The sequence below is a fragment of the Gordonia sp. WA4-43 genome (genome assembly GCF_020520305.1).
Lineage (GTDB): Bacteria > Actinomycetota > Actinomycetes > Mycobacteriales > Mycobacteriaceae > Gordonia > Gordonia hongkongensis.
On the sequence record NZ_CP084736.1, the window covers coordinates 4,853,296 to 4,876,656 of the forward strand.

The window sequence follows — 23,361 nt, forward strand, 5'->3', positions numbered from 1 at the left end:
GTCCGAGGCCCGCGGGTCGCGGGTCGACGGTCCTACTTCGCGACCGTGACCTCGTCGGTGCGTTCGTCGGCCCGGCCGTAGGACTCCCAGAACGTCGCCCCGACGATTCCGAGAGCGATCGGGTCGAAGATCGGATCCTTGCCTTCCTTCTTCTGCTTCTCGTAGTCGCGCAGCGCTTTGAACGCGGGTTGCTGCAGGATGATGATGCCGACGATGTTCAGCCACGCCATCAGCCCGACTCCGATGTCGCCGAGGGTCCACGCCTCGCTGGCGGTCGAGACGCATCCGATGGCCACCGATACGAGGATCAGTGCCTGCAGGAGCATCGTGAGGTTCGAGCCCAGCGTGCTGCGCAGCGGACCGATGTAGATGGTCGCCGCCTTCCCCATCAGGAACCGCAGGTTGGTCTCGGCCATGTAGTAGTAGGCGATGATCGTGGTCAGGCAGAAGAACATCAGAGACACCGCGACGAAGGTCGAACCGGCGCCGCTCCACATGCTGTCGAAGCCGATCTGGACGAAGGTGGGTCCGACGTCGGTGGCCGTCGGCAGCAGTCCGCCGTCGGCGATCACCGCGCCGTCGGCACTCTCGCCCTCGAACACCCGGTACGCACCGGTCGAGATGATGAGGAAGCCGGTGGCCGAGCACACGAAGAGGGTGTCGATGTAGACGGCGAACGCCTGCACGAAGCCCTGCTTCGCCGGATGCGAGACCTCGGCGGCCGCGGCTGCGTGCGGTCCGGTGCCCTGGCCGGCTTCATTGGAGTAGATGCCGCGCTTGACGCCCCACATGACCGCAGCGCCGACCACCGAACCGAAGACGGAGTCGATCCCGAAGGCGCTGGCGAAGATCATCCGGAGGACTTCGGGAATCTCGGACGCGTTGAGGAACACCACCACCAGCGCGAAGAGGATGTAGAGGACCGCCATGAACGGCACGACAACGGTGGCGAAGGTAGCGATGCGCTTGACCCCGCCGATGATGACGAAGGCGAGCACGATGACGACGCCGATCGCGACGGCCCAGTCCGCGATACCCCACGCCTGGTTCATCGCCAGGGCCATGGAGTTGGACTGCACGCTCGGGAGCAGCAGCCCGCAGGCGAGGACGGTCACGGCGGCGAAGATGAGCCCGTAGACCTTGAAGAACGGGGCCTCCTTGGTGTGGGCCAGCGCCTTGCTGAAGTAGTAGGCCGGGCCGCCGCGATACTCGTTCGTCAGCGGATCGCGGGTCTTGTAGATCTGGCCGAGCGTGCACTCGACGAACGAGGTCGAGGCCCCGAGGAACGCCATCGCCCACATCCAGAACAGTGCACCCGGACCGCCGAACGCGATCGCCGTCGCCACACCGGCGATGTTCCCGGTGCCGACGCGACCGGCCAGCGAGATCATCAACGCCTGGAAGGACGAGACGCCATCGGGCGAACTCTGACCGTGGCGCATCACCCGGATCATCTCCGGTATGTGCCGGATCTGCAGGAACCGCGAGCGGATGGAGAAGTACACCCCCACTCCGAGGCATAGGTACACCAACGGATTGCTCCAGATGATGCTGTTCAGGTCGTTGAGGAAGTCGGTCATGGCGGCTCCAGCGATGGTGGGATCGGCCGCTCGTGGCGGTCCGACCCGGTGATCGAGCGGTGAACTGGTTGCTTCAGCTAGGGGAACACTTTGCACGACTGCACGCGGCGGTGCGCGCCAAGGTGCGAAATCCGCCGGCCGGGAGCCACGCTTAGCACTCGGAATGAGGGAGTGCCAAAGTCGGTTACACTGGTCATCGTTTACTGACATTCGGAGGTTTCGCGGTGCCCACCTACTCGTATGCCTGCACGGAGTGCGACAACAAGTTCGACATCGTCCAGTCCTTCTCCGACGACTCGCTGACCGAGTGCCCGCAGTGCGCAGGCCGCCTGCGCAAGCTGTTCAACTCGGTCGGCATCGTGTTCAAGGGCAGCGGTTTCTACCGCACGGACTCGCGTCCCGGCTCGTCCTCGGACACCTCGACGTCCTCCTCGGACAGCTCGTCGTCGTCGAGTTCCTCGTCGTCGGACAGCTCGTCGAGCAGCTCCAAGTCGGACTCCGCGAGCTCGGCGTCGTCGACCAAGAGCGAGACCAAGGCCGCGACTCCCGCCTGACCCGCGTCCCACGACGACAACGTCATATGCCGACCCCGGGCCGGTGTCACCCGACACCGCCCGGGTTCCGCTGTACCCCGGGTCAGCCGAGTCGGCGGAACCCGTCTCCGGGAGTGAGAGTCCAACCGACCGGGACATCGTGGTCGCCGGACGGCAGTGAGTCGACGACCTCGTCGTCATAGACCACGCCGACGAGGTCGGCCGACAAACCGTGCAAGGTCCGGTCGTAGTATCCGGCGCCGCGTCCGAGCCGCACACCGCTCTTGTCGATAGCGAGCGCCGGGACCAGGATCACCGACGCCGCGCGGATCGCGGTCACCCCGACGCGGTCGGTGGTCGGTTCGAGAAGTCCCCAGCGTCCGGGAGCCAGCGAGTCCGGCCCCGTGTACGGCGCCCAGTCCATCGGTGCGGGATCGCCGTCGGGGACCACCGGGACCAGAACCGACACGCCTCGGTCGACAAGCGCGTCGAGCATCGAATTCGAGCCGGGTTCGGTGCCGACGGGGACATGCGCGGCGACCGTGACGTCGTATTCGAGCCGGAACGGGCATGAGTACATCCATTCGGCGAGGGCCGCGGCAGACCGGTCCCGCTCGTCGGCGGACCGACGCGATCGTCGATCCTCGATCTCTTGTCGCAGTTGCTGTTTCAGCGTTGTCAAGACCCGACCGTCCTTCGCGTCGTCTCGAGACCGGTGGCATGTGCACCCCGGCCGGGACAGCCGGGACGCCCGCACTGTATCCGACCGTCGGAACGAGCGTGGTGAGGTCCCGGTCACCGCCGTCTGTCCGGCCGAGAACCGGCACCTGTCCTAGGGTGGATTCATGAGTGCGACGGATAAAGCTGGTTTCAGTGAGTACGAAGGTGTACCCAACACTCCGCCGATCCCGCGTACCGCGGTCGTCCCGGCAGCCGGGTTGGGAACGAGGTTCCTGCCGGCGACCAAGACGGTGCCCAAGGAGTTGCTGCCGGTGGTCGACACCCCCGGCATCGAGCTGGTCGCCGAAGAGGCCAAGGCGGCCGGCGCCGAGCGTCTGCTCATCGTGACCTCGCCGGGCAAGGACGGCGTGGTCGCCCACTTCGTCGAGGACCTCGTCCTGGAGAACACGCTCGCCACGCGCGGCAAGGAGTCCATGCTGGCGAAGGTGCGCAAGGCGCCCAACCTGCTCGAGGTCGCGTCGGTCGTGCAGGAGAAGCCGTTGGGCCTGGGGCATGCGGTCGGGTGCGTCGAAAGCTATCTCGACGACGACGAGGACGCCGTCGCGGTGCTGCTGCCCGACGATCTTGTCCTGCCCGGGGGCGTCCTGGAGGTCATGGCCCGCACGCGTGCACGCCGGGGCGGGTCCGTGCTGTGTGCCATCGAGGTGCCCGAGGACCGGATCAGCGCGTACGGCGTCTTCGACGTCGAGCCGCTGCCCGATGCCAACAACCCCAACGTGATGCGGCTCAAGGGCATGGTCGAGAAGCCCGAACCGCAGGATGCGCCGTCGAATCTGGCCGCAGCGGGTCGCTACATCCTCGACCGCAAGATCTTCGACGCGCTGCGCCGCATCGAACCCGGCGCCGGTGGCGAACTGCAGCTCACCGACGCCATCGCGCTCCTCATCGAGGAGGGCGAGCCGGTCCACGTCGTCGTCCACCACGGCACCCGACACGATCTCGGCAACCCCGGCGGCTATCTCAAGGCCGCCGTCGACTTCGCGCTCGACCGCGACGACTACGGTCCCGATCTGCGCGAATGGCTCGAGAAGCGTCTCGCCGACGGCTGATTTCCGCACGGGCGATCACCGGTCGCATCCGCGCGCCTCGCACGCTGCCGCGGGCGCGCTCGATAACGTTCTCCTGTGTTGTATCGAGTGCACGACGTGCCGAGCGCTGTCGGCCGCACGTCCCGGTGCACTGACCGGTTGAGACGGGAAGAGCGGTGAGATGCGGTCTGTCGAAGATCATCTGACGCTGGTGACCGCGGCGGCAGTGGCGCCGCGTCCGGTGCGCGTCGCGATCTCCGAGGCGCAGGGCCTGATGTGCGCCGAGGAGGTCGTCACCGAGCACCCGATGCCCGGCTTCGACCAGGCGGCCATCGACGGCTACGCGGTGCGTGCGGTCGACGTCGGTCTGGCCGGGGTGCTCGCACCCGAAGACCTGGAGGACTTCGACGCCAACGGCGCCGAGCTCGTCGACCTCGAACCGGGCGAACCGATGATCGTGTCCCTGCCGGTGGTCGGCGAGGTCGGGCCGGGCTCGCGGACACCGACGCGGCTGCAACCGCGTCAGGCGGTGCGCGTCGAGACCGGGGCCCCGATGCCGACGCTCGCCGACGCCGTGGTCCCGTTGCGCTGGACCGACGGTGGCGACCAGAAGGTCAAGATCGGACACGGCGTCGAGAGCGGCAACTACGTCCGGCGGGTCGGCGACGACGTGCAGCCGGGCGATGTCGCGGTCCGCGCGGGCTCGATCATCGGCCCGGCCCAGGTCGGGCTGCTCGCCGCGGTCGGTCAGGCACGCGTGATGGTGCACCCGCGCCCGCGCCTGTCGGTCATCTCGGTGGGCAGTGAGCTCGTCGACATCGACCGCACACCCGGTCCCGGTCAGATCTACGACGTCAACAGCTACGCGCTGGCCGCGGCCGCCCGCGACGCCGGCGCCGACGTGAACCGCGTCGGCATCGCCGAGCGCGAGGCGTCGCGGATGCGGGAGGTCGTCGAGGCGCAGCTCATCCGCTCCGAGATCGTGGTGATCTGCGGTGCCGTCGGGGGAAGTGCGTCGACCGCCGTCGCCGACGCCCTCGCCGACCTCGGCGACCTGGAGATCGTGCGGGTGGCGATGCACCCCGGGTCGGTCCAGGGCTTCGGGCGCCTCGGACGCGACGAGGTGCCGACGTTCCTGCTCCCCGCCAACCCGGTGAGCGCTCTGGTGACCTTCGAGGTGATGGTCCGGCCGCTCATCCGGATCGCGCTGGGCAAACGGCAACCGATGCGGCGGATCATCAAGGCGCGCACCATCGGACCGATCGCGTCGGTGCGCGGCCGCAAGGGTTACCTGCGTGGGCAGCTGATGCGGGACGAACGGTCGGGGGACTACCTGGTGCAGGTGCTCGGCGCCTCACCGACTGGGTCGTCGCACCTGCTCGCCGAACTCGCCGAGGCGAACTGCCTGATCATGGTCGACCCCGATGTCGAGGAGATGGGCACGGGCGACGAGGTCGAAGTGGCGTTCCTCGCGCAGCGCGGGTGAGCTCACCCCCGCTGGTTGAGCCGGCACCGAGCGCAGCCGCCGGGCCGAGCAAGCGACGAAGGAGCGCGTCGAGGTCGAGGCGCCGAGTCGAAGCCACCACCCCGACGCGAGATCCAGGTCTCACGCCGTCGGCACTGTGACAGCGCATAAACTTCTTCTCGTGTTCAGGTGGTTGAGCGGCAGTCAGGGAAGTCCGGGATGGCCGGCCACCCTCGGGCCGCTGCGCACCCGGACCGGCGCGGTCACCCTGCGGCCCGTGAAGGTGCGTGATGCCAAGCCGTGGAGCGAGTTGCGGATCCGCAACCAGAACGCCCTGTTGCCCTGGGAACCGACGGGTGTGGGGAGCTGGGCCGAACGCCATCAGCCGGGGTCGTGGCCACCGCTGTTCGCGGTGCTGAAGTCCGAGGCCAAACGAGGTGCGCTGCTCCCGTTCGTGATCGAACTCGACGGCCGCTACGTCGGGCAGCTGACGGTCGGCAACATCCAGCGCGGCGCGGTGCGGACCGCGTGGATCGGCTACTGGGTCGACTCGGCCGTCGCCGGCAACGGCATCGCGACCGCCGCGGTGGCACTCGGGGTCGACCACTGCTTCGGGGCCGTCGGCCTGCACCGGCTCGACGCGACGGTCCAGCCCGCCAACGAGGCATCGCAGAAGGTGTTGACCAACATCGGATTCCGGCAAGAAGGACTGCTGCAACGGTACATGGACGTCAACAAACGCTGGCGTGACCACATGCTGTTCGCGCTCACGGCCGAGGAGGTCGTCGGCAGTGCGGCCGAGGCGCTCGTCCGGGCGGGTCGTGCGTCGTTCCACTGACCCTCCGCTGGCGATACGGCGGTCGCCCTGAGTTCGCGGCGGCGTCACCGCCCGGTTTCGACCGGGAAATCCCGTGCGCGCATTTCGGTTTCGATCGCGGCGCGCGTCCGGAGGTACGAACTCGTCCGAATCGAGTCGTCGGCGGTGTACAGCGACGGCATGAAGGTCGCACCTCGCTGATCACGATGTGCACCATCGGCTCCCGCCTGTAGCAGGGCGAGGCAGTGGTCGATGTTGAGTACGTCGGCCGCGGTGAACAGTGGTGTCCGGCCGGCCAGGGGCTGCACGGAGTCGAGGTCGGCGCCGCGGTCGATCAGCAGGCGCAACGCATCGTCGCGACGATGGCGCATCGCGGTGTGGACCACGTTGCCGCCGATCCGGTCGGATGCCTCGACCAGTCCCGCGTCGAACTCGATCAGGGTGCGGAAGGCGGCGAAACGGTCGAGCAACACGCCGTAGGCAACTGCGTTGTATCGGCCGGCGCCGGGGAGATGCGGGTCGGCACCCGCCTGCAGCAGTGCCGACACCGCCGCCGGCGGTTCGAACTCCACTGCCCACTGCAGCGGCGTGATGTCCACGCGGCGCGGGTCGGTGTCCGGATCGCCGCCGTGTTCGTGGAGGTCAGCGCCCTGTGCGAGAAGGGATTCGATCTGCGCCCGGTCGTCCCGCCGGGCGGCGTCGAGTAATCGAACGGTGGGGGCGGTGAAGTAGTCGGCCGCGTCCACGCGCGTCGAGACGACCTCGGCGATCCACCCGCACCCGGCGACCGCGCACGCCGACATCGCTGTCGCGAACAACGCAATCAGTCTTCTCATCCGCACCGCGATCGTCCCTTCACGGCACTTGAACGATGTCCGATTTGTACGATAGTCCGCGCCGGCTCGCCGACGCATAGGCTCTTCGCATGACCGAGCACACCGACCATCTCGAGATCGTCGTCCGTGGCTCCGCCCGCGGGCGCTACCGGCCCGAACGCGGGATCATCCACCTCGCCGTGCGAGTGGAGGGTGCGGACAAGTCGGCCGTCTACACGCGGGCGGTCGAGGTCCACGCAGACCTGACGCGCGCGCTGACCGATCACGAGACGGCCGGCGCGGTGGCCGGCTGGTCCGCCGATTCGGTCCGAGTGTACTCGTACCGCCCGTACTCGGAGACCGGTGATCTACGAGACCCGGTCTACAACACGCGTATCCGCGTCGAAGCGGAGTTCGTCGACTTCGAGCGGCTGTCGGAGTTCATCGACGTCTGGGCGTCGGTCGACGCCGTCGAGATCGGTGACGTCGACTGGGACCTCCGCGCGGAGACCCGGCGGGACCGCGAACGGGAGCTGCGTCGTGCCGCGGTCGACGACGCGATCGTCAAGGCGCAGGCCTACTCCGACGCCGTGGGTCGAGGGCCGGTGGTTCCCGTCCTCCTGTCCGATCCGGACATGGCGCCGCGGGTGCCGCAGGCATCTCGTCGGGCCATGCCGATGGCGGTCGCGGCCGGCCCGCCCCCGCCGTCACTGGAACTGCGGACCGACGACATCGAGATCGGCGTCGCGGTCGACGCGCGCTTCCGCACGGCCTGACCCGCTTCTGCTGCCGGTGTTGCTGAGAGGCGCGTGTGAAACCACGCCGATTCGGTTGTCCCACGGCGCGTCTACCCGGGCGTGACTGCTCGCAGCCCTAGATTATGGAGTGGCCTCGTGTGACCAGAGTGAATGAAGGGAGAGTCGCATGCCCAACTCCGTCCTGTGGGTCTGTCTCGTCGCGGTCTGGCTCTTCGTGCTGGTCCCGATGGTCATCAAGGGACGCCCGCAGATCCTGAAGTCCACCGACGCGGCACGGAAGACGCGACTGCTGCATCGCGGAGGATCGCGTGCCACGACCGCGACGAAGAACCGCCGCCGGTCGTCGGCGCGTCACCCGCACGATCCGTCCTGGAAGTCCTCGCGCCGCAGCGCCACCGCGACGCTCGAGGCCGACGCCGACGCCGACGCCGAGAACGATGTCGACGCCGAGAAGGCCAAGCCTTCGACCCGACGTGCCGGCAGCGCGAAGGTCGAGAAGCCGACGGTGGAATCCGTGGATGGCGACACCGACTCCGAGACGGTGGACGCGGCTTCCGACGACGACTCCGTGAACGGTGACATCTCCGCCGACGCCGACGCGGACACCGACCGGGACCTCGATGCGGAGTCCGACGACGAGGCGACCGCGGACGCGGACAGCACCCCTGCCGCCGAGGTCGATGACACCGACGAGCTCGACAACGAGTACGAGGACGACTTCGCCGACGTCGACGGAGAAGTCGAGAACGGCGAGCTCGAGGACGCCGAATACGACGACGACGCCGAATACGAGGACGACTCCGAATACGAGGACGACTCCGAATACGAGGACGCGACAGACGAACTCGACGAGGACGAGTACGACGACTACGCCCGCGGGTCGCGTCGCACCGAATCGTCGTCGGCTCCCGTCGCGGAGTCCGAGGAGGATGACGTCGACGACGCCGCCGACACCGACTTCGACGAGGTGGCAGACAGCCGCCCGGCGGCGCGGACGGCGAGCAGCCGGCGGACGGGGCGCAGTGTCTACTCGTCGGAGAAGGAACGCGAGCTCAAATACCGCGAACGCCAACGGGTCACGGTGGGTCTGTTCGTGCTGGTGCTGTTGTCGGTCGTGGCCGGCGTCGTCGTCGGGACGCCCGGCTGGGTGGCCACCGGCGTCCTCGGCCTGCTACTGGTCGGCTACCTCGCGTACCTGCGGCGCGCGGTGAAGACGGAGCAGCAGATCCGGGCACAGCGACTCGCCCGTGCCAAGCGGTCGGCGCGCGCCGAGGAGGAGCGTCGTCGACGCGCCGCCGCGGTTCCGGAGTTCGCCGCCGCCCCGCCCCCTCCGCGACTTCGGCGACCAGGTGGCGCAACGGTTCTCGAGATCGACGACGAAGATCCCGTGTTCGATCACATCCCGCCGTTCCAGCGTCGACGGATGGACCGCGAGGACCTGCAGTACCGCCGCGTCGGCTGACTCGTCGAGAGCACTTCGGCAGCAGATCCGTTCAGCAGTGGGTGTCGCCCGGCGACACCCACTGCTGACGCGTTGGGGGCCTACTTGGTGAGTGCCGGCTTGCCATGCGCATCGAGCCACGCCTGACCGGCTTTCGCGGCCCGCGACAGTGCGAAACGTTCGCCGAGGTACGTCGCCGGGGCCCCGATCACGGGGATGTAGGCCAGCATGCGGAAAAAGGCCATCGGTTGCGGACGCTTCTCGAACTCGTCGTCGACGGCGCGAAGCAACTTCGCCGCATCCCAGATCGCGGCGAACAGCGACTTCTCCCGCTCCTTGGGTTCGGACGGTAGGGATTTGCCGGACTCGGCGGTGACATCGGGGTTCGTGAGGTCCCGTTTGCACAGCACCGACGCCAGCAACTGCACCTGTCGCTTGCGATCGGTGACGTCGTACTCCCGGGCGATCGCGACCAGCACCATGGCCTGGTTGGCGAACCCGAGATAGGGCGTGATCGGCAGACGCTTCGCCCACACCCCGAAGACGCCCGGGAACGCCACGGCGCCGGTGTTCAGGGTGCCGATCCGGGTCACCCACCAGCTCGCGCGCTTGTGCATCGACCGCTCGGACCAGCCCTTCGTGCCGGGCCACTCCGCGACGTCGAGCAGCTTCGACGCAGCGTGCTGAGCCTGCTGCAGGCGCGAGTCGGAATGGTCGTCATCGTGGAAGGTGTGGCCCTTCAAGCCGAGCGGATCGCGCTCGGCGAGTGCATCGAGCACCGGGTTGATCACCCCCACGACATTGTCGAGAACACCGGCCAACTGCTGATCAGACATCTGAGGCACCCGACCAGCCTAGCCGTTTGGGAGTCGGCGGCCCCGGGCTGATAAAGTGGCTCGCGGTTGGTCGCAAGGCCTCCCGGGGCTATGGCGCAGTTGGTAGCGCGACTCGTTCGCATCGAGTAGGTCTGGGGTTCGATTCCCCATAGCTCCACCGCACGAGAGGCCCCGTACGCCCGAGTAGGTGTACGGGGCCTCTCGTTCTGACGCGCTGGTCGTCGAGCCAAGGCCAACAATCTGAGAGACTGGTGAACATGATCACCGCGATCCCGCTCGACGTCGATGCGATCGGTGCGGTGTGTGCGCGTTTCGGCGTTGCCAGGTTACGAGTCTTTGGTTCGGTACTCACCGAGAGTTTCGATCCCAGCAGCGACGTCGACTTTCTCGTGGAGTTCAGGGGGGATCGTGACAACGTCTTCCATGACTACTTCGACCTTGAGGCGGCGCTCGAACAGATCGTGGGGCGCGACGTCGACCTGGTGATGGCCAACGCGGTGAAGAATCCGTTCGTGGCGAAGTCGATACTCGACAATGCCGAAGATGTCTATGCGGCCTGAGAAGAATCGGGCTGCCTACATCTGGGAGGCACTAACCGCCGCACGAAACGTCCGGCTCATCGTGGCCGACGTGTCTTTGGACCAGTACATCGGTGACCTCCTGGTCGAGTCAGCGACGGAACGTCAGATCGAGATCGTCGGTGAAGCCCTTCGCGGTCTCAGACGTCGGGATGAGGTTCTTGCTGAGCGATTACCGCATGTACACAAGATCATCGGGATGCGAAACATCCTCGTTCACGGCTACGCGCAGGTTGACAGCTCGATCGTGTGGACGGCGGCAACCAAAGACGTATGCGCGCTCATACCGGTGCTGGAGCGCCTTCTCGCCGAGTTCGACCGTGAAGCCGGCGACGTTCGAGGTGAGAGCCACGCGTAGGGTCCGCACTCTTGCCCGCAGTCGGTAGCGCGACACGTTCGCATCGAGTAGGTCTGGGGTTCGATTCCCCATAGCTCCACCGACAACCCGTTCCGGCGCTCGCCGGGGCGGGTTTTCTCGTAGTCCATCCACTCGCTAACGGCCGCATCACCGCGGGCGTCGTTGTAGATTTCGCGCATGACCGCCGCGATGCTGACGTTCGCCGGAACGCTGCTCGTCGCGATGATCGGCGCGGTCATCGCGCGGCTCGACGCCAACGACCGGCACCAGAAGCTGTCGCAGAAGGTCGACATCCTGGCGAAGCTGCCGCACGACTCGGGGCACATGCGCGGATGAGCGGAATCGTCCTCGACGCCATCGACGAACTCGCGGAGTACGAACACCGGCGGCGGAGCGCGGTCTTCCAGCGGCGGGCACTCACCATGGCGTTACTGGCCTGGCTCGTGGTGGTCGGCCTGCGCATCGCGGCCGAGCAATTCGACGTCGGGCACTACGAGCAGATCATGCACTACGTCGCGGTCACGCTTCTCGTGCTGGGATTCGTCCTAGTCTTCGCCTCGGTGGTGGCCACCATCCGCGACATCCGGCACCGTCACGACGAGGAAGCCGCGTCCAACTGACGACGTTCCGCTCCCGGAAGCCGAGGTCTGTCGCGCTGGGATCTGCCATTTCACAGTGGGTCCTGTGAAACACACATCGTGCCCTGAGACGGTTTGTTAGTTTCCGTCCATGAGATCGCCGAGGATCGTGTGGGGCCTGGTCGTCGCCGTGATCGGGGTGCTGGTCGTGACCGTGGCACCGGCGCGCGCCGACCCGCTGCCCGTCACCTACAACTTCCTGGCCGGGATACCGAACGAGCTCGCGAAACCCGGGGATTCGCTTCCGGGGTCGAACGACTGGAACTGCAAGCCGTCGGCGCGTCATCCCAACCCGGTCATCCTCGTGCACGGGACCGGCGGATCGCAGCAGACCAACTGGGGCACCTACGTCCCCCTGCTGAAGAACGAGGGGTACTGCGTGTTCGCGTTGACCTATGGCGCGGTGAAGGGAACCCCGTGGCCGATCAGCGCGATCGGCGGCATGGGTGAGATGTCCGCCAGCGCCGCCCAGTTCGGTGTATTCGTGGACAGGGTCCGCCGGACGACCGGCGCGTCCAAGGTCGACATCGTGGGCCACTCCCAGGGGACGGTGGTGCCCGCGTACTACGCGAAGTACCTCGGCGGACGGGACGCCATCGGCAACTATGTGTCGTTGGCTCCGGCGTGGCGGGGCTCTGGGGTCGGCGGGAACGACGTGATCATGCCGATCGTCCGGTCTCTCGGGTTGCGGCCCGAGCAGGTGCCGTTCTGTCAGGCCTGTGCCCAGCTCGATCCCGGCGCGGCGGTGCTGCGCAAGATCGCCGCCGGGGGCTACTACCTGCCGTCGATCCGGTACACCAATATCGCCACCCGCTACGACGAGCTCGTGGTGCCGTACACGCTGGGATTGCCGCCGGGCGGATCGAACGTGCGCAACATCGTTGTGCAGGACGGGTGTTCGGTCGACTACACCGAGCATGCCGGTATCGCCGGGTCGCGTCGCGCGGCGTTCTTCGTGCTCAACGCGCTCGATCCGGCGAATCCACGACCGGTTCCGTGCGATCGCGCCGCACCCTTCACCGGGAGCCCGTTCTGACGTGAGCAGGCGACGTCTCGGTGGTGGCCGTCGGCGGGTGCGGGCCGGCGTCGTGGCCATGTCGTGCGCCGCGATGCTGCTCGCGATCTGCGGTCTCGGCGGTGTCGGAACCGCGTCGGCGTCCGTTCCGCCGCTCGGCCCCGCCTTCGAGTTCGGCGTCGCCCAGTCCGGTTTCCAGTCCGAGGGATACAACCGTGACTCCAACTGGGTCCGTTACGGAAACCAGGGCCGGGTCGCCCACCGTGTCGGCAACGCCGTCGACTTCCACCATCGCCACACCGAGGACATCGCCCGCGCAAAAGGTCTGGGCGTCGGCATCTATCGGACTTCGGTCGAGTGGTCGCGGGTGGAACCGTCACGCGGCCGGGATGATCCGGCCGGCTGGGCGTTCTACGATCGGGTGATCCGCGCGGTCGTCGACGCCGGGATGCGACCCATGATCACCCTCAACCACTGGGTGCACCCGGGCTGGGCGGTCGACCTCGGCGGTTGGAACCGTCCGCAGATGTCCGCAGACCTCGTGCGTTTCGCCGAGCGGGTGGTCGACCGGTACTCCTGGGCCGACCCGCTGTGGATCACCTTCAACGAACCCACCGAATACGTTCGGCGCGAACTGATGTACGGGGGAGTGGCACCGCAGAACGTGGGTCTCATGGCCGACGGGATCGTCGCCGCGCACCGGGCGGTCCACCGATACATCCACCGCGTGCAGCCGGGCGCCCAGGTGTCGTCGAACATGGCGTACTACCCGATCGCCGGCCTGCAGACATGGCTGGAATCGGTCTTCCCGCAGCGAATGCGCGACACGCTCGACTTCGTGGGCGTCGACCACTACTACTCGTTCTCGGTCACCGACGCCTCCGTCGCCAACGGTGCCTCCGGTGAGTTCTGGAAGAGCTCGCAGGCACCGGAGAGCATCTACTACGTGCTACGTCATGTCGCGCAACAGTTCCCGGGTAAGCAGATCCGGGTGATCGAGAACGGACTGGCCACCGACCCGCAGGGCCGGCGGCCCGACGGTTACCGCCGGGCCGATCACCTTCGCGACACCGTCTACTGGTTGCAGCGCGCCCGACAGGACGGCATCGACGTGGCGTCCTACAACTACTGGAGTCTCACCGACAACTACGAATGGGGCGACTTCGATTCGCGCTTCGGCCTGTACACCGTCGATGCGGAGCGTGACCCGACTCTGACCCGTCACCCGACCGATGCAGTCGCCGCCTACCGTGAGATCACTCGCGACAACGGCGTTCGCCCGGGGTACCGCCCGACGCGGATGCCGGTGACGTGTTCGCTCGTGGCGGTGCCGGACAGTTGCGCGAATCCGGCTGTCGTGCGGTGACTTTCTCGCCGTCACTCACGCGACGCCGAGGGCCCGCAGGCCGGCGGCGGTGGCCGCGGCGAGGATGACCACGACCGCGAGGGGTGCCCTCAACAGCGCCGCGATCACCCCGACCGTCACGCCGGCGGGCCGCGCCCAGCCGGCGAAGTCGTGGTCGATGAAGAACGCGCCGGTCAGCGCGACGGCGACGAGCAGGACAACGGTCGCCCGATCCATCAGCTTCTCGACCCCGTCCGAGACCGAGATGCGGTTTCGCAGAACGGGTCCGGCGGCGCGCATCGCATAGGTGCCGAGCGCGAGAACCGTGATGCCGACGGCGAGGGAGATGCCGGTGCTCATCGACAACCCGGAGCGCTGTTGTTCTGGAGCGCCTCTCGCGACGATGCGGTCTCGTTCACGGTGTCCGTCCTCGTGCCGGGTAGGGCCGGTGCGCTCGGTGGGGTCCGCCGAATCCGGCGGAGTGACTCCACGGCGGCGAAGCCTACAAGCGCTCCCATGATGGGCAACCCGGCCGGTAGGAACGGCGTCGAGGCCACGGCCACCGCCGCGCCGACGGTCACGGCCGCCCAGGTGGCGCCGTCGCGCAGGGCCGGGATGGCCAGCGCGGCCAGCAGAGCGGGGAAGGCAGCGTCCAGCCCGAGGCTCGCGGGATCGGCGACCACACCGCCGAGCGTGGCACCCAGTGCTGCGCCGACGGGCCACGAGACCAGAACGCCGAGTCCGCACAACAGGAAAGCGGCCCGTGCCCGACGCGGGTCGGATTCGGCGGTCGCCAGCGCGGCCGTCTCGTCGTTGATGAGGTGGGCGCCGAGGACGATCTCGGGGGTGCCGCGCAGGTGCTTCCCGACGGCGAGGCCGTACCCGAAGTTGCGGGTGTTGACCAACAAACCCGCCAGTGCGGCGAGGATCGGCGCGCCGCCGGCGGCCAGGATGCCGACGAAGACGAACTCCGACGATCCGGCGAGGACAACCGTGGCGATCACAACGATCTGCCAGAGGGCGAGACCCGCGCCGTGCGCGGCCACCCCGTACGACGTCCCGATGACCAGAACGGACAGGGACATCACCACGACGGCGCGCAAAGTCGCCGTGTCGAGTGTTCTCCAAGCCGAACGCATGACTATCATAGTGAACAAGAGAAGTGTGTTCGTCAAGATGGACGATCGGACGGTTTGATGAACGAGGCTCGGTCGGTGAACCCCAAAGAGCTGGTCGCCGCGTCGTTGAAGAGGGAACGCACACGAGCGGGTCTGTCGCTGACCGAGCTCGCGCGTCGTGCCGGGATCGGGAAGTCGACGTTGTCCCAGCTCGAATCGGGGGAGGGGAACCCCAGTGTCGAGACGCTGTGGGCGCTCTCCACGGCGCTCGGTGTGCAGTTCTCGGCGTTGCTGGACTCGCCCACGCCAACCGTCGAGGTCATCCGGTTCGGTGAGGGGCCCGTGATCCCCGCCGCGGACGCCGACTACTCGGCAACCCTGTTGTCCACCGCGTCGCCGGGGTCGCGGCGCGACATGTATGTCATCCGCGCCGAACCGGGCAAGCCGAGGGTGTCGGCACCACATGCGCGCGGGATCATCGAACACGTCGTGATCAGTTGCGGCCGAGCGCGTCTCGGACCCACCGAGGCCACCGAGGTGCTGTCGGCCGGTGACTACATCTCGTATCCCGGCGATGTCGAGCACGTCTTCGACGCGCTCGAGCCCGGCACTGTTGCCGTGATGCTCAGTGAGGCGTTCTGAGGTTGCGGGACACAACCTTTCAAGTTCGTGCAGGCCCGGGAAGCGCCGCTGAAACCGCCCTCGGGCGGCGCAGCGTCGACCGCGTGCCGTCGGAAGCACCGTCCTGGGCGGTCTTCGGTCGGATTTTCGACGACCCTGCCGGTGTGGGCGAAACGCGACGTGCATCACAGCGATTCGCGGTATCGATCACCGACGCGTACTGTTGCCAGAAGTGATGCGCCCGTACAGGCCGCGTCTAGCGTCGTAGAACGCCTCTCTCGCAGGTCCGGGCATCCGACACCGGTCGGCCACCTGCCATTGACTTCATACGGCGAACGAGCTCGCGCACCCGCGTGTTCGCCACCGGCACCGCCCCTGCACGTCAGTCGTGCTGTTCGCGTGCCAAGCACAGGAAGAAACCTGCACACCACATGACTGCTGTCCTCGAAAACCCGGCCACCTCCACCGATGCTGCTGCGTCGGCGCCTGGTGTGTCGTTCGAATCCCTCGGTGTCCCAGCCGAACTCGTCAAGGTTCTCGCCTCTCAGGGCAAGACCGACGCCTTCCCGATCCAGAAGGACACCCTCCCCGACACCCTTGACGGCAAGGACGTCCTGGGCCGCGGCAAGACCGGCTCGGGCAAGACCCTCGCCTTCTCCATCCCGCTCGTCGCCGGCCTGGCCGAGATGCAGGTCAAGCGCTACGTGGGGGCACCCACGGGGCTGATCCTGGCGCCGACCCGCGAACTCGCGACCCAGATCGCCGCGGTCGTCGAGCCGCTCGCCGCCTCCGTGGGACTCACCGTCACCACCGTGTTCGGCGGCGTCAAGCAGACCCGCCAGGAGCAGGCGTTCCGGCGCGGTGTCGACATCGTCGTCGCGTGTCCCGGACGTCTCGAGGACCTGATGCGTCAGGGCATCGTCCGGCTCGACGAGGTCGAGATCACCGTGATCGACGAGGCCGACCACATGGCCGACCTCGGCTTCCTGCCCGTCGTGACCAAGATCCTCGCCGCGACCCCCGCCGACGGTCAGCGGATGCTGTTCTCGGCGACGCTGGACAACGGCGTCGACAAACTGGCCAAGCGGTTCCTCGACAACCCGGTGCTCCACTCGGTGGATTCGGCGGAGTCGCCGGTGGCCGCCATGACCCACCACGTGTTCGAGGTCTCCTCGGCGGGCAAGCAGGATCTCGTCGCCGAGCTCGCCTCCGGCACCGGTCGACGCATACTGTTCATGCGCACCAAGCACCAGGCCAAGAAGCTCGCCAAGAAGCTGACCGAGGCCGGGATCCCGGCCGTCGACCTGCACGGCAATCTCAGCCAGGCGCAGCGCGACCGCAACCTGGCCGCATTCGGCGAGGGTGAGGTCCGCGTCCTCGTCGCCACCGACGTCGCCGCCCGTGGCGTGCACGTCGACGGCATCGAACTCGTCGTGCATGTCGATCCGCCAGCCGAGCACAAGGCGTACCTGCACCGCTCGGGCCGCACCGCCCGTGCCGGGTCGGCCGGCGACGTCGTGACCGTCTGCCTGCACGAGCAGCGTCGTGAGGTCGCACAGCTACTGCGCAAGGCCAAGATCAAGGTGACACCCATCGCTGTCGACGCATCGTCGGCAGCCGTCGACGAGCTCGTCGGCGAGCGCGCCCCCCGCGTGTCCGCTGCGGCACGGGCAGCCGCCGAGGCCGCTCGCGGCGGCGGTGCACAGGGCGGTCGTTCCCAGGGCGGTCGTGCGCAGGGCGGTCGCTCTCAGGGGAGTCGACGCGGCGGTCGTGGTCGAGGCCAGGGCGGCAACGGCGGCGCTCGCGGCGAGAGCCGGAGCGCCGGAACCGGCGGCGGCCGGAACGCCACCGGCGGTGACTCGCGCGGCACTCGCGGCGAGGGCCGCGGCCGTCCGGCTCGGAGCGACTCGCGCGCGGGCGGTTCGCGCTCGTCGGACGCGCGCACCGGAGGCCAGGGACGCGGCGCCGGGCAGTCGCGCGGCGGTGACCAGCAGCGGGCGGGCGCCCGCGGGCAGGGACGCCGGGCGAGCCGTCCGGCGGGTTCGCCGACCGGTCGCTGACAAGGATCAGACGCGAAACAACTGAAGAACGATGTCGAGCCTCGAGGGGCCGGTGACCACGGTTGCCGCCCTTCGAGGCTCGTCGCTTTCGCTCCTCGCACCTCAGGGGGCAGGGGCGCTCGACGTTATTGCGCGCCGGGAGTATCTGAGGCCTGGCGGCGCCGTTGTGGACTACGAAAGAACACCCGTGAGCGTCCAGATTCATGCTCCCTGAGGTGCGAGCGAAGCGAGCCACGAAGGGCGAGGTGCAACGCTCGCCAGCCCTTCGTGGCTCGTCGCTATCGCTCCTCGCACCTCAGGGAGCAATGGTTGTGTTGTTTTCTCGGCTCAGGGAGCTGGGTGGTCGCGCGATCTGCAGCGGCGATCAGGCAGGCAGGAACCGCTGGGCGAGTCGCGGTGCGAGCCACGGCCGGGCACCCCAGGCGATGCCCTTCCCGGTGAGGCCGACCCACCCCGGGGACAGGCGACCGTAACCGGCGAGGAGAGCGGTCGCGGGGTCCACGCTGATGTGGACATCGGGCCGGCGTGGCTCCGGCGGATCGATGTGCAGCTCGCCGTCGGTGAATTCGTAGACGTGCCGTTCGCCGCACCCGCGGAGCCGGATGTCGTAGGTGCCGGAGTGCCCGGCGGCGTGCAGCGGATCGACCCAACTGGGCAGGATGTGTTGGCGTGCCCGGATGATCATCAGCACCACGTCCGGTTCGACCCACCAGCGGGCCCCGACAGCGCGAGCGATGTCGTGGGCGTGCACCACGAACTCGCCGATCAGCAGGCCGAGAGCGGCGTCGGCCCGGATGACGCGGTCGCCGTCGAAGTGCATCTTCGGCACCTGCGCGTGGAAATGCGACACCTCGTCGACGAGTTCGCGGAGGTCGTCGGTCAATCGTCGGCAGAGCACTGCCACGTCGCGCGTCGGCAAGTTGGCGATCTGCTTGGCATTGAAGTCGGGTACGTCGACCGCCGAACAGCACCACTCACCTTTGCCGCGCGCGAGTTCGAGAAAGCGCGACGGCGCCATCGCGACATGGCCGACACAATCGGTCAACGTCCAGGCGGGGGTGCCGGGGAGCCGGGTGTCGGGGTCGCCGACACCGAGCACGAGATCGGTGAACCGATCCGCAGTCGTGAGCGCCGCGTCGATGTAGTCAAACCTCGAGAACATCCCCGTCGCGCGTGGTTCCTCCCCCCACATGGGGCACGAGATTACCCCGGCCCGTTGCGACGTGCGACACATTCCGTGCCGACACGTCGAACCTGTGGACAGATGTGCAAGGTGCGCAACACTATTCACAAACGTGCACCGTGATTCTCAGTCGCGCGACACCGCCGGGACGGCTTCGCCGAGCCGCACGCAGACGACGCCGAGCACGATGAGCAGGCCGCCGGCGAGTTGGATCGGTGCCGGCAGTTCGTCGAGCACGAGCCAGGCGAAGACCACCGCGAACAGCACCTCGGACAACGCCACGAACGACATCACCCGGGCCCCGAGCAGTCGGCCGCCCGCGATGCCGAAGCCGTAGGCCATGGCGGCCGAGACCACACCCAGCAGCACGAGCGGGATCCACCAGGCCACCTCGAGCGCACCGACCTCGACCGGGTCCGTGGCCATGGTCATCGGCAGGATCCCGGTCAGCCCGGCGACGACGAGGGCCAGTGCGCCGATGAGCAGGCCACCCGCGGCCAGGCTCAGGGGCGGCCAGCCCGTGCGGTCGTCGGCGGAGATCACGAAGTAGGCGGCGGCCCCGACCATCGCGGCGAGCGCCCACAGCACCCCGATCGCGCTGATCGGGACGTCGCCGGTCAGGTCGAGGACGAGCGCGAGTCCCCCGATCGCGAGTGCCGCGCCGAGCACGGTGACGCGACCCGGACGCTGACCGTGGCGCAGCCACATCCACACCAGCACGGCGACCGGGGCGGTGTATTCGATGAGCAGCGCGACGCCGACCTGCAGGTAGGTCACGGCATAGAAGTAGGCCAGCTGACAGCCGGCCACCGCGAGGAGTCCGTAGGCGACGAGCACCGTCCAGGACCGTCGGCCCGGTTGCTCGGGCAGCGGCTGCCGACGGTCGCGAAAGGCGAGGAAGCCGGGAATGGCCAGGACCAGACCGCCTAGTGCGATGCGGACGGTGACGGTCGCACCGGCCGTCCATCCCGCCTCGATCATGGCCCGGGCGAGCACCCCCGAGATGCCGAAACAGGCCGACGAGATCAGCGCGAGTGTGAGACCCAGCGCGGGTCGCGAGAGCGGGGCAGTGCGGTCCGCGGTCCTCACGGATTCTTGGCGGCGACGATGGCCGAGCGAACGGCCTCCCGGCATTCCGTGCCCGCCGGCTCACCCGTTCCGAGGTAGAAGCTGCCCGGGCGCCCTTCATGACCGGCGAACCCGGTCACCGAGAATCCGTCCGACTCCGGGACATACGGGGTCGACGACATCGACGCGATGGCGAGCGGACACGACAGCGCCGACACCCCACGTTCGGCCCCGGACACCACGACGATCAGGTGGGTCGGATGCAGCACGATGAGCGTCTGGTGTTCGTAATCGGGGTCGACGGGGTTGCTGCGTCGTCCGAAGAGCTTGCCGAAGAACGTGGTCGACGGCGGGTTGATGCTCCGGGTGATCCACGCCGGCAGGTCGTCGGTGACGGTGAGCTGTGTCGAGTCGGCATGGTCGCGCAGCGTGGCGGCGACGTCGGCGGGTAGATCGGACAGATCGGCGCGCACGGTGGTGCGCTGGTACGCGGGGAGCCCCATGGCTGAAATCTAGCGCAGCAGTCCGTCAATCGAGGCCGGCGACGGACGACGCGACGCCGAGGCGTCGGCCGAGCAACCGACGGCGACGCGGTGCCGAGGCCTCGGTCGCGTTCGACTCGAGGTCGTCGAGCAATGAGGCGACGGTCTGCGCCGAGTCGGTCTTGTTGGTGCCGATGAAGCCCGACGGACCGCGCTTGATCCAGCCGGTCACATACATCCCGGGGACGGGCTCGGTCCCGTCGAGCACGCGGCCGTCGAGGTGCGGGATGATCCCGGCCGCGTCGTCGAACGGGAGACCCGGGACCGCGACACCGCGGTAACCGACCGAGGTGAGGACGAGCCCGGTCTCGAGCCCCACCGTCTCGCCGGTGGGTTCGATGCCGACCGCGGCTCCGGAGTCGTCGGTGACCGGGCGGTTGCGGCCCGCGGTCAACGTGCTCGCGCGGCCGTCCGCACCGGCGGTCACCTTCATCGGAGAGGCGAAGAACGCCAATCGGATTCGACGGCCCTTGGGTTCGGGGCGGGCGGCGCACTCGGCCAGGAGATCGAGCTTGGCACGAGTCGTGGTGTCCAGGTCGGCGGGTGCGGGCAGCGCTTCGAGGTCGGCGGCGTCGACGGTGACCGGGACCCCCGAGTCGACCAGTCCGATGAGTTCGGGCAGGGTGAAGGCCGCGTGCGCGGGTCCGCGACGGCCCATCACCACCACCTCGCGGACCGACGAGGACCGCAGCTTCGCCAGTGCCGGACGGGAGATGTCGGTGGCGGCGAGGGTGCGCGGGTCGGCGACGAGGATGCGTGCGACGTCGAGGGCGACGTTGCCGTTGCCCACGACCACGACGCGCTCGGTGTCGAGATCGACGTAGAGGTCGGCGAAGTCGGGATGGCCGTTGTACCAACCCACGAAGGATGTCGCGCTGGACACTCCGGGGAGATCGAATCCCGGCAGCGCGAGTTGCCGGTCGGTGGGTGCCCCGCCCGCCCAGATCACGCCCTGGTGACGGTCGCGCAGGTCGGCCAGGGTGAGGTCCCGCCCGACCTCGGTGTTCAGCAGGATCTCCAGTCGGGGGTTGCGCGCGATGTCGTCGAACAGCTTCATCACCTTGCGGGTGTGCAGGTGATCGGGCGCGACGCCGAACCGTGCCAGCCCGAACGGCCGGTCGAGACGTTCGTACATGGTGACCGAGACCTGTGGCTGCCGCAGCAGCTCGTCGGCCGCGTACATCGCCGACGGGCCCGAACCCACGATGCCGATCGAGATCGAGGTGTCGACGGCCAGCTGCCGCGGACGATCGATGGGCGCGAGGGGCAGCCGACGGGCCGGGTCGACGGGGAAGCGCGCGGCTCCGTCGGCCGGATCGTGGTACTGGGTCGCGTTGACCTCGAGGAACCGTTCCTGTCCAGCCGGCAGGCGGTGTCCCGGGACGATGGCGCCGACCGGGCACGCACTGACACATGCGCCGCAGTCGACGCAGGTCGCGGGGTCGATGTACAGCATCTCGGCGATGCCGAAATCGGGCTCTTCAGGTGTGGGGTGGATGCAGTTGACGGGGCATGCGTACACGCACGACGCGTCGCCGCAGCACGCCTGGGTGACGACGTGGGGCATGGTCTCGGGTTCTACCTGCGTTCGGGGTTCGGGTCAGGCCGCGGTGTAGGTGGGTTCGCTGCGGAACCGTGACGGCCGGCCGCTGATGCCGAGCGCGCGCCACAGCAGACGCGAGACCGGGTTCATCAGTCCGCTCTGCTCGCCGAGCATGCGGACGTCGCCGAAGACGTTGCGCAGGAACCGCTTCGACTCCGGCGACCGCCAGAAGATGTCCTTCATGACCGCGTCGGGCACGTCGAACCGCTTGGCGAAGCTCCGCGGGGGCACCACGATGGCGCCGCAGAGGATGCGCATGGTCAGCGGGAGCATCAGCGACAACAGGAAACGCTGGACGCGTCCGCGTTGCGGCACCTGCTCGCGGATCAGGTGGTGGGCGAAGGAGATGTGGCGTGCTTCCTCGGCGACGTGCAGCTGCATCACCGCGGCCATGGTCGGGTGCAGGCTCGCCCGGGTGCGCAGGAAGTCCTTCTGGATGTGGTCGATCGGCTCCTCGCCGCCGAGCACACCGAAGAAGAAGACGGTGGGGAAGACCGTCGAGACCAGCGGAACGAGAGGAGAGATGAGGCGATAGCCCAGCTTGGCCCCGGGAACGTCCATGCCGGTTCGGTTGACGAACTCCTGGAACATCAGGGTGTGGTTGCACTCCTCCTTGGATTCGTGCGTGGTGTAGCGGAATTCGCGGGCGCCGTTGGGGAGTTGGAAGCTGTACTGCATCAGGCCGCGGATCAGGACCGACTCGAACTGCAGGCCGACCTTGGCGACATTGGCCTGACGCCACATGCCGATCTCGATCTGCTTCTCCTGCGGCAACTGCTGGTACCACGGGTGGCGGCCGATCGGGTCGACCTCATAGGACAGGATCCACCGGGGATCGTTCTCGACGATCGCCATGTCCGGCGCGTCCCAGTCGATGTCGACGTACGGGTCGAAGTTGCGATGGACCGACGCCGCGGACAGGTCGTCGAGGACCTGGTCGTAATCGTGGTCGCTGCCGGACTTGTCGTGCTGCGGCACGTAGCGGGCGGGGGCCTCGTGCTCCCGGTCGGTCGGGGTCAGTGCTTTCGTCATCGTCGCATCCCTTCGGGGTGGGCGGCTCGGCCGGTGAAACAGACCACAGCGGATGACTCGAACGTATTTCGAACGGCCGCTATTTGTCAACACTCGATGTCACGTTCGATACCGGCACAATGCATCGGTGCGTTTACCGGCAGGCCTGCCCGACTCTGCGCAGTTCAGGGGCTGACCTGGTGCGAC

The 23,361-nt window shown here is 68.1% G+C and carries 25 protein-coding genes and 1 tRNA gene; 15 read left to right on the forward strand and 11 right to left on the reverse strand.

From position 1 onward, the window contains the following. Positions 1-32: 32 nt before the first annotated feature. Positions 33-1,580, reverse strand: coding sequence for an alanine/glycine:cation symporter family protein (locus LEL84_RS21920; protein ID WP_226512771.1), 1,548 nt, complete (start codon positions 1,578-1,580; stop codon positions 33-35). Between the two features lie 224 nt (positions 1,581-1,804). Between LEL84_RS21920 and LEL84_RS21925 the strand changes: the two genes are divergently transcribed. After that, positions 1,805-2,134, forward strand: coding sequence for an FmdB family zinc ribbon protein (locus tag LEL84_RS21925; protein ID WP_159370360.1), 330 nt, complete (start codon positions 1,805-1,807; stop codon positions 2,132-2,134). Between the two features lie 82 nt (positions 2,135-2,216). On the opposite strand, the gene LEL84_RS21930 is transcribed toward LEL84_RS21925, so the two are convergent. Then, the gene (locus tag LEL84_RS21930) at positions 2,217-2,795 is read right to left on the reverse strand and encodes a 5-formyltetrahydrofolate cyclo-ligase (RefSeq protein WP_068970888.1); all 579 of its coding nucleotides are present in this window, start codon (positions 2,793-2,795) and stop codon (positions 2,217-2,219) included. A 163-nt stretch (positions 2,796-2,958) separates the two neighbouring features. On the opposite strand from LEL84_RS21930, the gene LEL84_RS21935 reads away from it, so the two are divergent. From LEL84_RS21935 to LEL84_RS21945, 3 genes are all read left to right on the forward strand, one after another. Continuing rightward, the gene (locus tag LEL84_RS21935) at positions 2,959-3,903 is read left to right on the forward strand and encodes a UTP--glucose-1-phosphate uridylyltransferase (protein WP_068970887.1); all 945 of its coding nucleotides are present in this window, start codon (positions 2,959-2,961) and stop codon (positions 3,901-3,903) included. Positions 3,904-4,063: 160 nt separating this feature from the next. Then, entirely contained in the window at positions 4,064-5,368 is a 1,305-nt protein-coding gene (gene glp, locus LEL84_RS21940; RefSeq protein WP_058251484.1) for a gephyrin-like molybdotransferase Glp, read from the forward strand. Positions 5,369-5,528: 160 nt separating this feature from the next. Continuing rightward, positions 5,529-6,185 (forward strand): GNAT family N-acetyltransferase, encoded by a 657-nt coding sequence (locus tag LEL84_RS21945; protein ID WP_159370361.1) that lies wholly within the window; start codon positions 5,529-5,531, stop codon positions 6,183-6,185. 44 nt (positions 6,186-6,229) lie between these two features. Here LEL84_RS21945 and LEL84_RS21950 read toward each other — a convergent pair whose 3' ends face one another. Beyond that, positions 6,230-7,000: an ankyrin repeat domain-containing protein gene (locus LEL84_RS21950; RefSeq protein ID WP_226512772.1), complete on the reverse strand. Its 771-nt coding sequence runs from the start codon at positions 6,998-7,000 to the stop codon at positions 6,230-6,232. A gap of 89 nt (positions 7,001-7,089) precedes the next feature. Between LEL84_RS21950 and LEL84_RS21955 the strand changes: the two genes are divergently transcribed. Together LEL84_RS21955 and glpR are read left to right on the forward strand one after the other, a co-directional pair. Continuing rightward, positions 7,090-7,755, forward strand: a complete 666-nt coding sequence (locus LEL84_RS21955; protein ID WP_065630197.1) for an SIMPL domain-containing protein — start codon at positions 7,090-7,092, stop codon at positions 7,753-7,755. Positions 7,756-7,903: 148 nt separating this feature from the next. Then, a complete protein-coding gene (glpR, locus tag LEL84_RS21960; protein ID WP_226512773.1) occupies positions 7,904-9,199 on the forward strand; it encodes a gephyrin-like molybdotransferase receptor GlpR in 1,296 nt (431 codons plus the stop codon). 80 nt (positions 9,200-9,279) lie between these two features. Here the strand turns inward: glpR and LEL84_RS21965 are convergent, their stop codons facing one another. Continuing rightward, positions 9,280-10,023: a hypothetical protein gene (locus LEL84_RS21965; RefSeq protein ID WP_065630195.1), complete on the reverse strand. Its 744-nt coding sequence runs from the start codon at positions 10,021-10,023 to the stop codon at positions 9,280-9,282. 75 nt (positions 10,024-10,098) lie between these two features. Here LEL84_RS21965 and LEL84_RS21970 point away from each other — a divergent pair. From LEL84_RS21970 to LEL84_RS22000, 7 genes are all read left to right on the forward strand, one after another. Further along, positions 10,099-10,171 (forward strand) — tRNA-Ala (locus LEL84_RS21970). 100 nt (positions 10,172-10,271) lie between these two features. Beyond that, the gene (locus LEL84_RS21975; RefSeq protein ID WP_065630245.1) at positions 10,272-10,574 is read left to right on the forward strand and encodes a nucleotidyltransferase family protein; all 303 of its coding nucleotides are present in this window, start codon (positions 10,272-10,274) and stop codon (positions 10,572-10,574) included. Next, positions 10,564-10,950 carry a DUF86 domain-containing protein gene (locus LEL84_RS21980; RefSeq protein WP_226514387.1) on the forward strand — a complete coding sequence of 129 codons (387 nt, stop codon included), beginning with the start codon at positions 10,564-10,566 and terminating at the stop codon, positions 10,948-10,950. The genes LEL84_RS21975 and LEL84_RS21980 overlap by 11 nt, the downstream gene beginning before the upstream one ends. 177 nt (positions 10,951-11,127) lie before the next feature. After that, positions 11,128-11,286 (forward strand): hypothetical protein, encoded by a 159-nt coding sequence (locus tag LEL84_RS21985; RefSeq protein WP_226512774.1) that lies wholly within the window; start codon positions 11,128-11,130, stop codon positions 11,284-11,286. Then, the gene (locus LEL84_RS21990; protein ID WP_226512775.1) at positions 11,283-11,570 is read left to right on the forward strand and encodes a hypothetical protein; all 288 of its coding nucleotides are present in this window, start codon (positions 11,283-11,285) and stop codon (positions 11,568-11,570) included. The genes LEL84_RS21985 and LEL84_RS21990 overlap by 4 nt, the downstream gene beginning before the upstream one ends. A 109-nt stretch (positions 11,571-11,679) precedes the next feature. Beyond that, positions 11,680-12,624 carry an esterase/lipase family protein gene (locus tag LEL84_RS21995; RefSeq protein WP_226512776.1) on the forward strand — a complete coding sequence of 315 codons (945 nt, stop codon included), beginning with the start codon at positions 11,680-11,682 and terminating at the stop codon, positions 12,622-12,624. 58 nt (positions 12,625-12,682) lie between these two features. Continuing rightward, positions 12,683-13,969 (forward strand): family 1 glycosylhydrolase, encoded by a 1,287-nt coding sequence (locus tag LEL84_RS22000; RefSeq protein ID WP_226514388.1) that lies wholly within the window; start codon positions 12,683-12,685, stop codon positions 13,967-13,969. A 15-nt stretch (positions 13,970-13,984) separates the two neighbouring features. On the opposite strand, the gene LEL84_RS22005 is transcribed toward LEL84_RS22000, so the two are convergent. Beyond that, a complete protein-coding gene (locus LEL84_RS22005; RefSeq protein WP_065630192.1) occupies positions 13,985-14,308 on the reverse strand; it encodes an AzlD domain-containing protein in 324 nt (107 codons plus the stop codon). Then, on the reverse strand, positions 14,305-15,087 hold the full coding sequence (locus tag LEL84_RS22010) for an AzlC family ABC transporter permease (RefSeq protein ID WP_226512777.1): 783 nt from the start codon (positions 15,085-15,087) through the stop codon (positions 14,305-14,307). The genes LEL84_RS22005 and LEL84_RS22010 overlap by 4 nt, the downstream gene beginning before the upstream one ends. 57 nt (positions 15,088-15,144) lie before the next feature. Here LEL84_RS22010 and LEL84_RS22015 point away from each other — a divergent pair, with 57 nt between their 5' ends. Both LEL84_RS22015 and LEL84_RS22020 read left to right on the forward strand, forming a co-directional pair. Beyond that, the gene (locus LEL84_RS22015) at positions 15,145-15,708 is read left to right on the forward strand and encodes a helix-turn-helix domain-containing protein (protein ID WP_065630190.1); all 564 of its coding nucleotides are present in this window, start codon (positions 15,145-15,147) and stop codon (positions 15,706-15,708) included. A 410-nt stretch (positions 15,709-16,118) separates the two neighbouring features. Further along, complete coding sequence (locus LEL84_RS22020; protein ID WP_226512778.1) at positions 16,119-17,747, forward strand: DEAD/DEAH box helicase; 1,629 nt, start codon at positions 16,119-16,121, stop codon at positions 17,745-17,747. A 364-nt stretch (positions 17,748-18,111) separates the two neighbouring features. On the opposite strand, the gene LEL84_RS22025 is transcribed toward LEL84_RS22020, so the two are convergent. The 5 genes from LEL84_RS22025 to LEL84_RS22045 form a co-directional block, all read right to left on the reverse strand. After that, a complete protein-coding gene (locus tag LEL84_RS22025) occupies positions 18,112-18,939 on the reverse strand; it encodes a maleylpyruvate isomerase N-terminal domain-containing protein (protein WP_226512779.1) in 828 nt (275 codons plus the stop codon). 117 nt (positions 18,940-19,056) lie between these two features. After that, positions 19,057-20,019 carry an EamA family transporter gene (locus LEL84_RS22030; RefSeq protein ID WP_226512780.1) on the reverse strand — a complete coding sequence of 321 codons (963 nt, stop codon included), beginning with the start codon at positions 20,017-20,019 and terminating at the stop codon, positions 19,057-19,059. Further along, positions 20,016-20,501, reverse strand: a complete 486-nt coding sequence (locus LEL84_RS22035; RefSeq protein WP_137808887.1) for a hypothetical protein — start codon at positions 20,499-20,501, stop codon at positions 20,016-20,018. Before LEL84_RS22035 ends, LEL84_RS22030 begins: the two co-directional genes overlap by 4 nt. A 25-nt stretch (positions 20,502-20,526) precedes the next feature. Next, positions 20,527-22,107, reverse strand: a complete 1,581-nt coding sequence (locus LEL84_RS22040) for a 4Fe-4S binding protein (protein WP_226512781.1) — start codon at positions 22,105-22,107, stop codon at positions 20,527-20,529. A 33-nt stretch (positions 22,108-22,140) separates the two neighbouring features. Further along, on the reverse strand, positions 22,141-23,175 hold the full coding sequence (locus LEL84_RS22045) for an AurF N-oxygenase family protein (RefSeq protein ID WP_226512782.1): 1,035 nt from the start codon (positions 23,173-23,175) through the stop codon (positions 22,141-22,143). Between the last annotated feature and the right edge of the window lie 186 nt (positions 23,176-23,361).

Coding starts and splice junctions, on each gene's coding strand:
- LEL84_RS22005 (WP_065630192.1), bottom strand. CDS start 14,308: ATGAGCACCGGCATCTCCCTCGCCGTCGGCATCACGGTTCTCGCGCTC.
- glpR (WP_226512773.1), top strand. CDS start 7,904: ATGCCCAACTCCGTCCTGTGGGTCTGTCTCGTCGCGGTCTGGCTCTTC.
- LEL84_RS21980 (WP_226514387.1), top strand. CDS start 10,564: ATGCGGCCTGAGAAGAATCGGGCTGCCTACATCTGGGAGGCACTAACC.
- LEL84_RS22040 (WP_226512781.1), bottom strand. CDS start 22,107: ATGCCCCACGTCGTCACCCAGGCGTGCTGCGGCGACGCGTCGTGCGTG.
- LEL84_RS22020 (WP_226512778.1), top strand. CDS start 16,119: ATGACTGCTGTCCTCGAAAACCCGGCCACCTCCACCGATGCTGCTGCG.
- LEL84_RS22000 (WP_226514388.1), top strand. CDS start 12,683: ATGTCGTGCGCCGCGATGCTGCTCGCGATCTGCGGTCTCGGCGGTGTC.
- glp (WP_058251484.1), top strand. CDS start 4,064: ATGCGGTCTGTCGAAGATCATCTGACGCTGGTGACCGCGGCGGCAGTG.
- LEL84_RS21990 (WP_226512775.1), top strand. CDS start 11,283: ATGAGCGGAATCGTCCTCGACGCCATCGACGAACTCGCGGAGTACGAA.
- LEL84_RS21975 (WP_065630245.1), top strand. CDS start 10,272: ATGATCACCGCGATCCCGCTCGACGTCGATGCGATCGGTGCGGTGTGT.
- LEL84_RS22025 (WP_226512779.1), bottom strand. CDS start 18,939: ATGTGGGGGGAGGAACCACGCGCGACGGGGATGTTCTCGAGGTTTGAC.
- LEL84_RS22045 (WP_226512782.1), bottom strand. CDS start 23,175: ATGACGAAAGCACTGACCCCGACCGACCGGGAGCACGAGGCCCCCGCC.
- LEL84_RS21950 (WP_226512772.1), bottom strand. CDS start 7,000: ATGAGAAGACTGATTGCGTTGTTCGCGACAGCGATGTCGGCGTGCGCG.
- LEL84_RS21955 (WP_065630197.1), top strand. CDS start 7,090: ATGACCGAGCACACCGACCATCTCGAGATCGTCGTCCGTGGCTCCGCC.
- LEL84_RS21995 (WP_226512776.1), top strand. CDS start 11,680: ATGAGATCGCCGAGGATCGTGTGGGGCCTGGTCGTCGCCGTGATCGGG.
- LEL84_RS22010 (WP_226512777.1), bottom strand. CDS start 15,087: ATGCGTTCGGCTTGGAGAACACTCGACACGGCGACTTTGCGCGCCGTC.
- LEL84_RS21985 (WP_226512774.1), top strand. CDS start 11,128: ATGACCGCCGCGATGCTGACGTTCGCCGGAACGCTGCTCGTCGCGATG.
- LEL84_RS22035 (WP_137808887.1), bottom strand. CDS start 20,501: ATGGGGCTCCCCGCGTACCAGCGCACCACCGTGCGCGCCGATCTGTCC.
- LEL84_RS22015 (WP_065630190.1), top strand. CDS start 15,145: ATGAACGAGGCTCGGTCGGTGAACCCCAAAGAGCTGGTCGCCGCGTCG.
- LEL84_RS21935 (WP_068970887.1), top strand. CDS start 2,959: ATGAGTGCGACGGATAAAGCTGGTTTCAGTGAGTACGAAGGTGTACCC.
- LEL84_RS21920 (WP_226512771.1), bottom strand. CDS start 1,580: ATGACCGACTTCCTCAACGACCTGAACAGCATCATCTGGAGCAATCCG.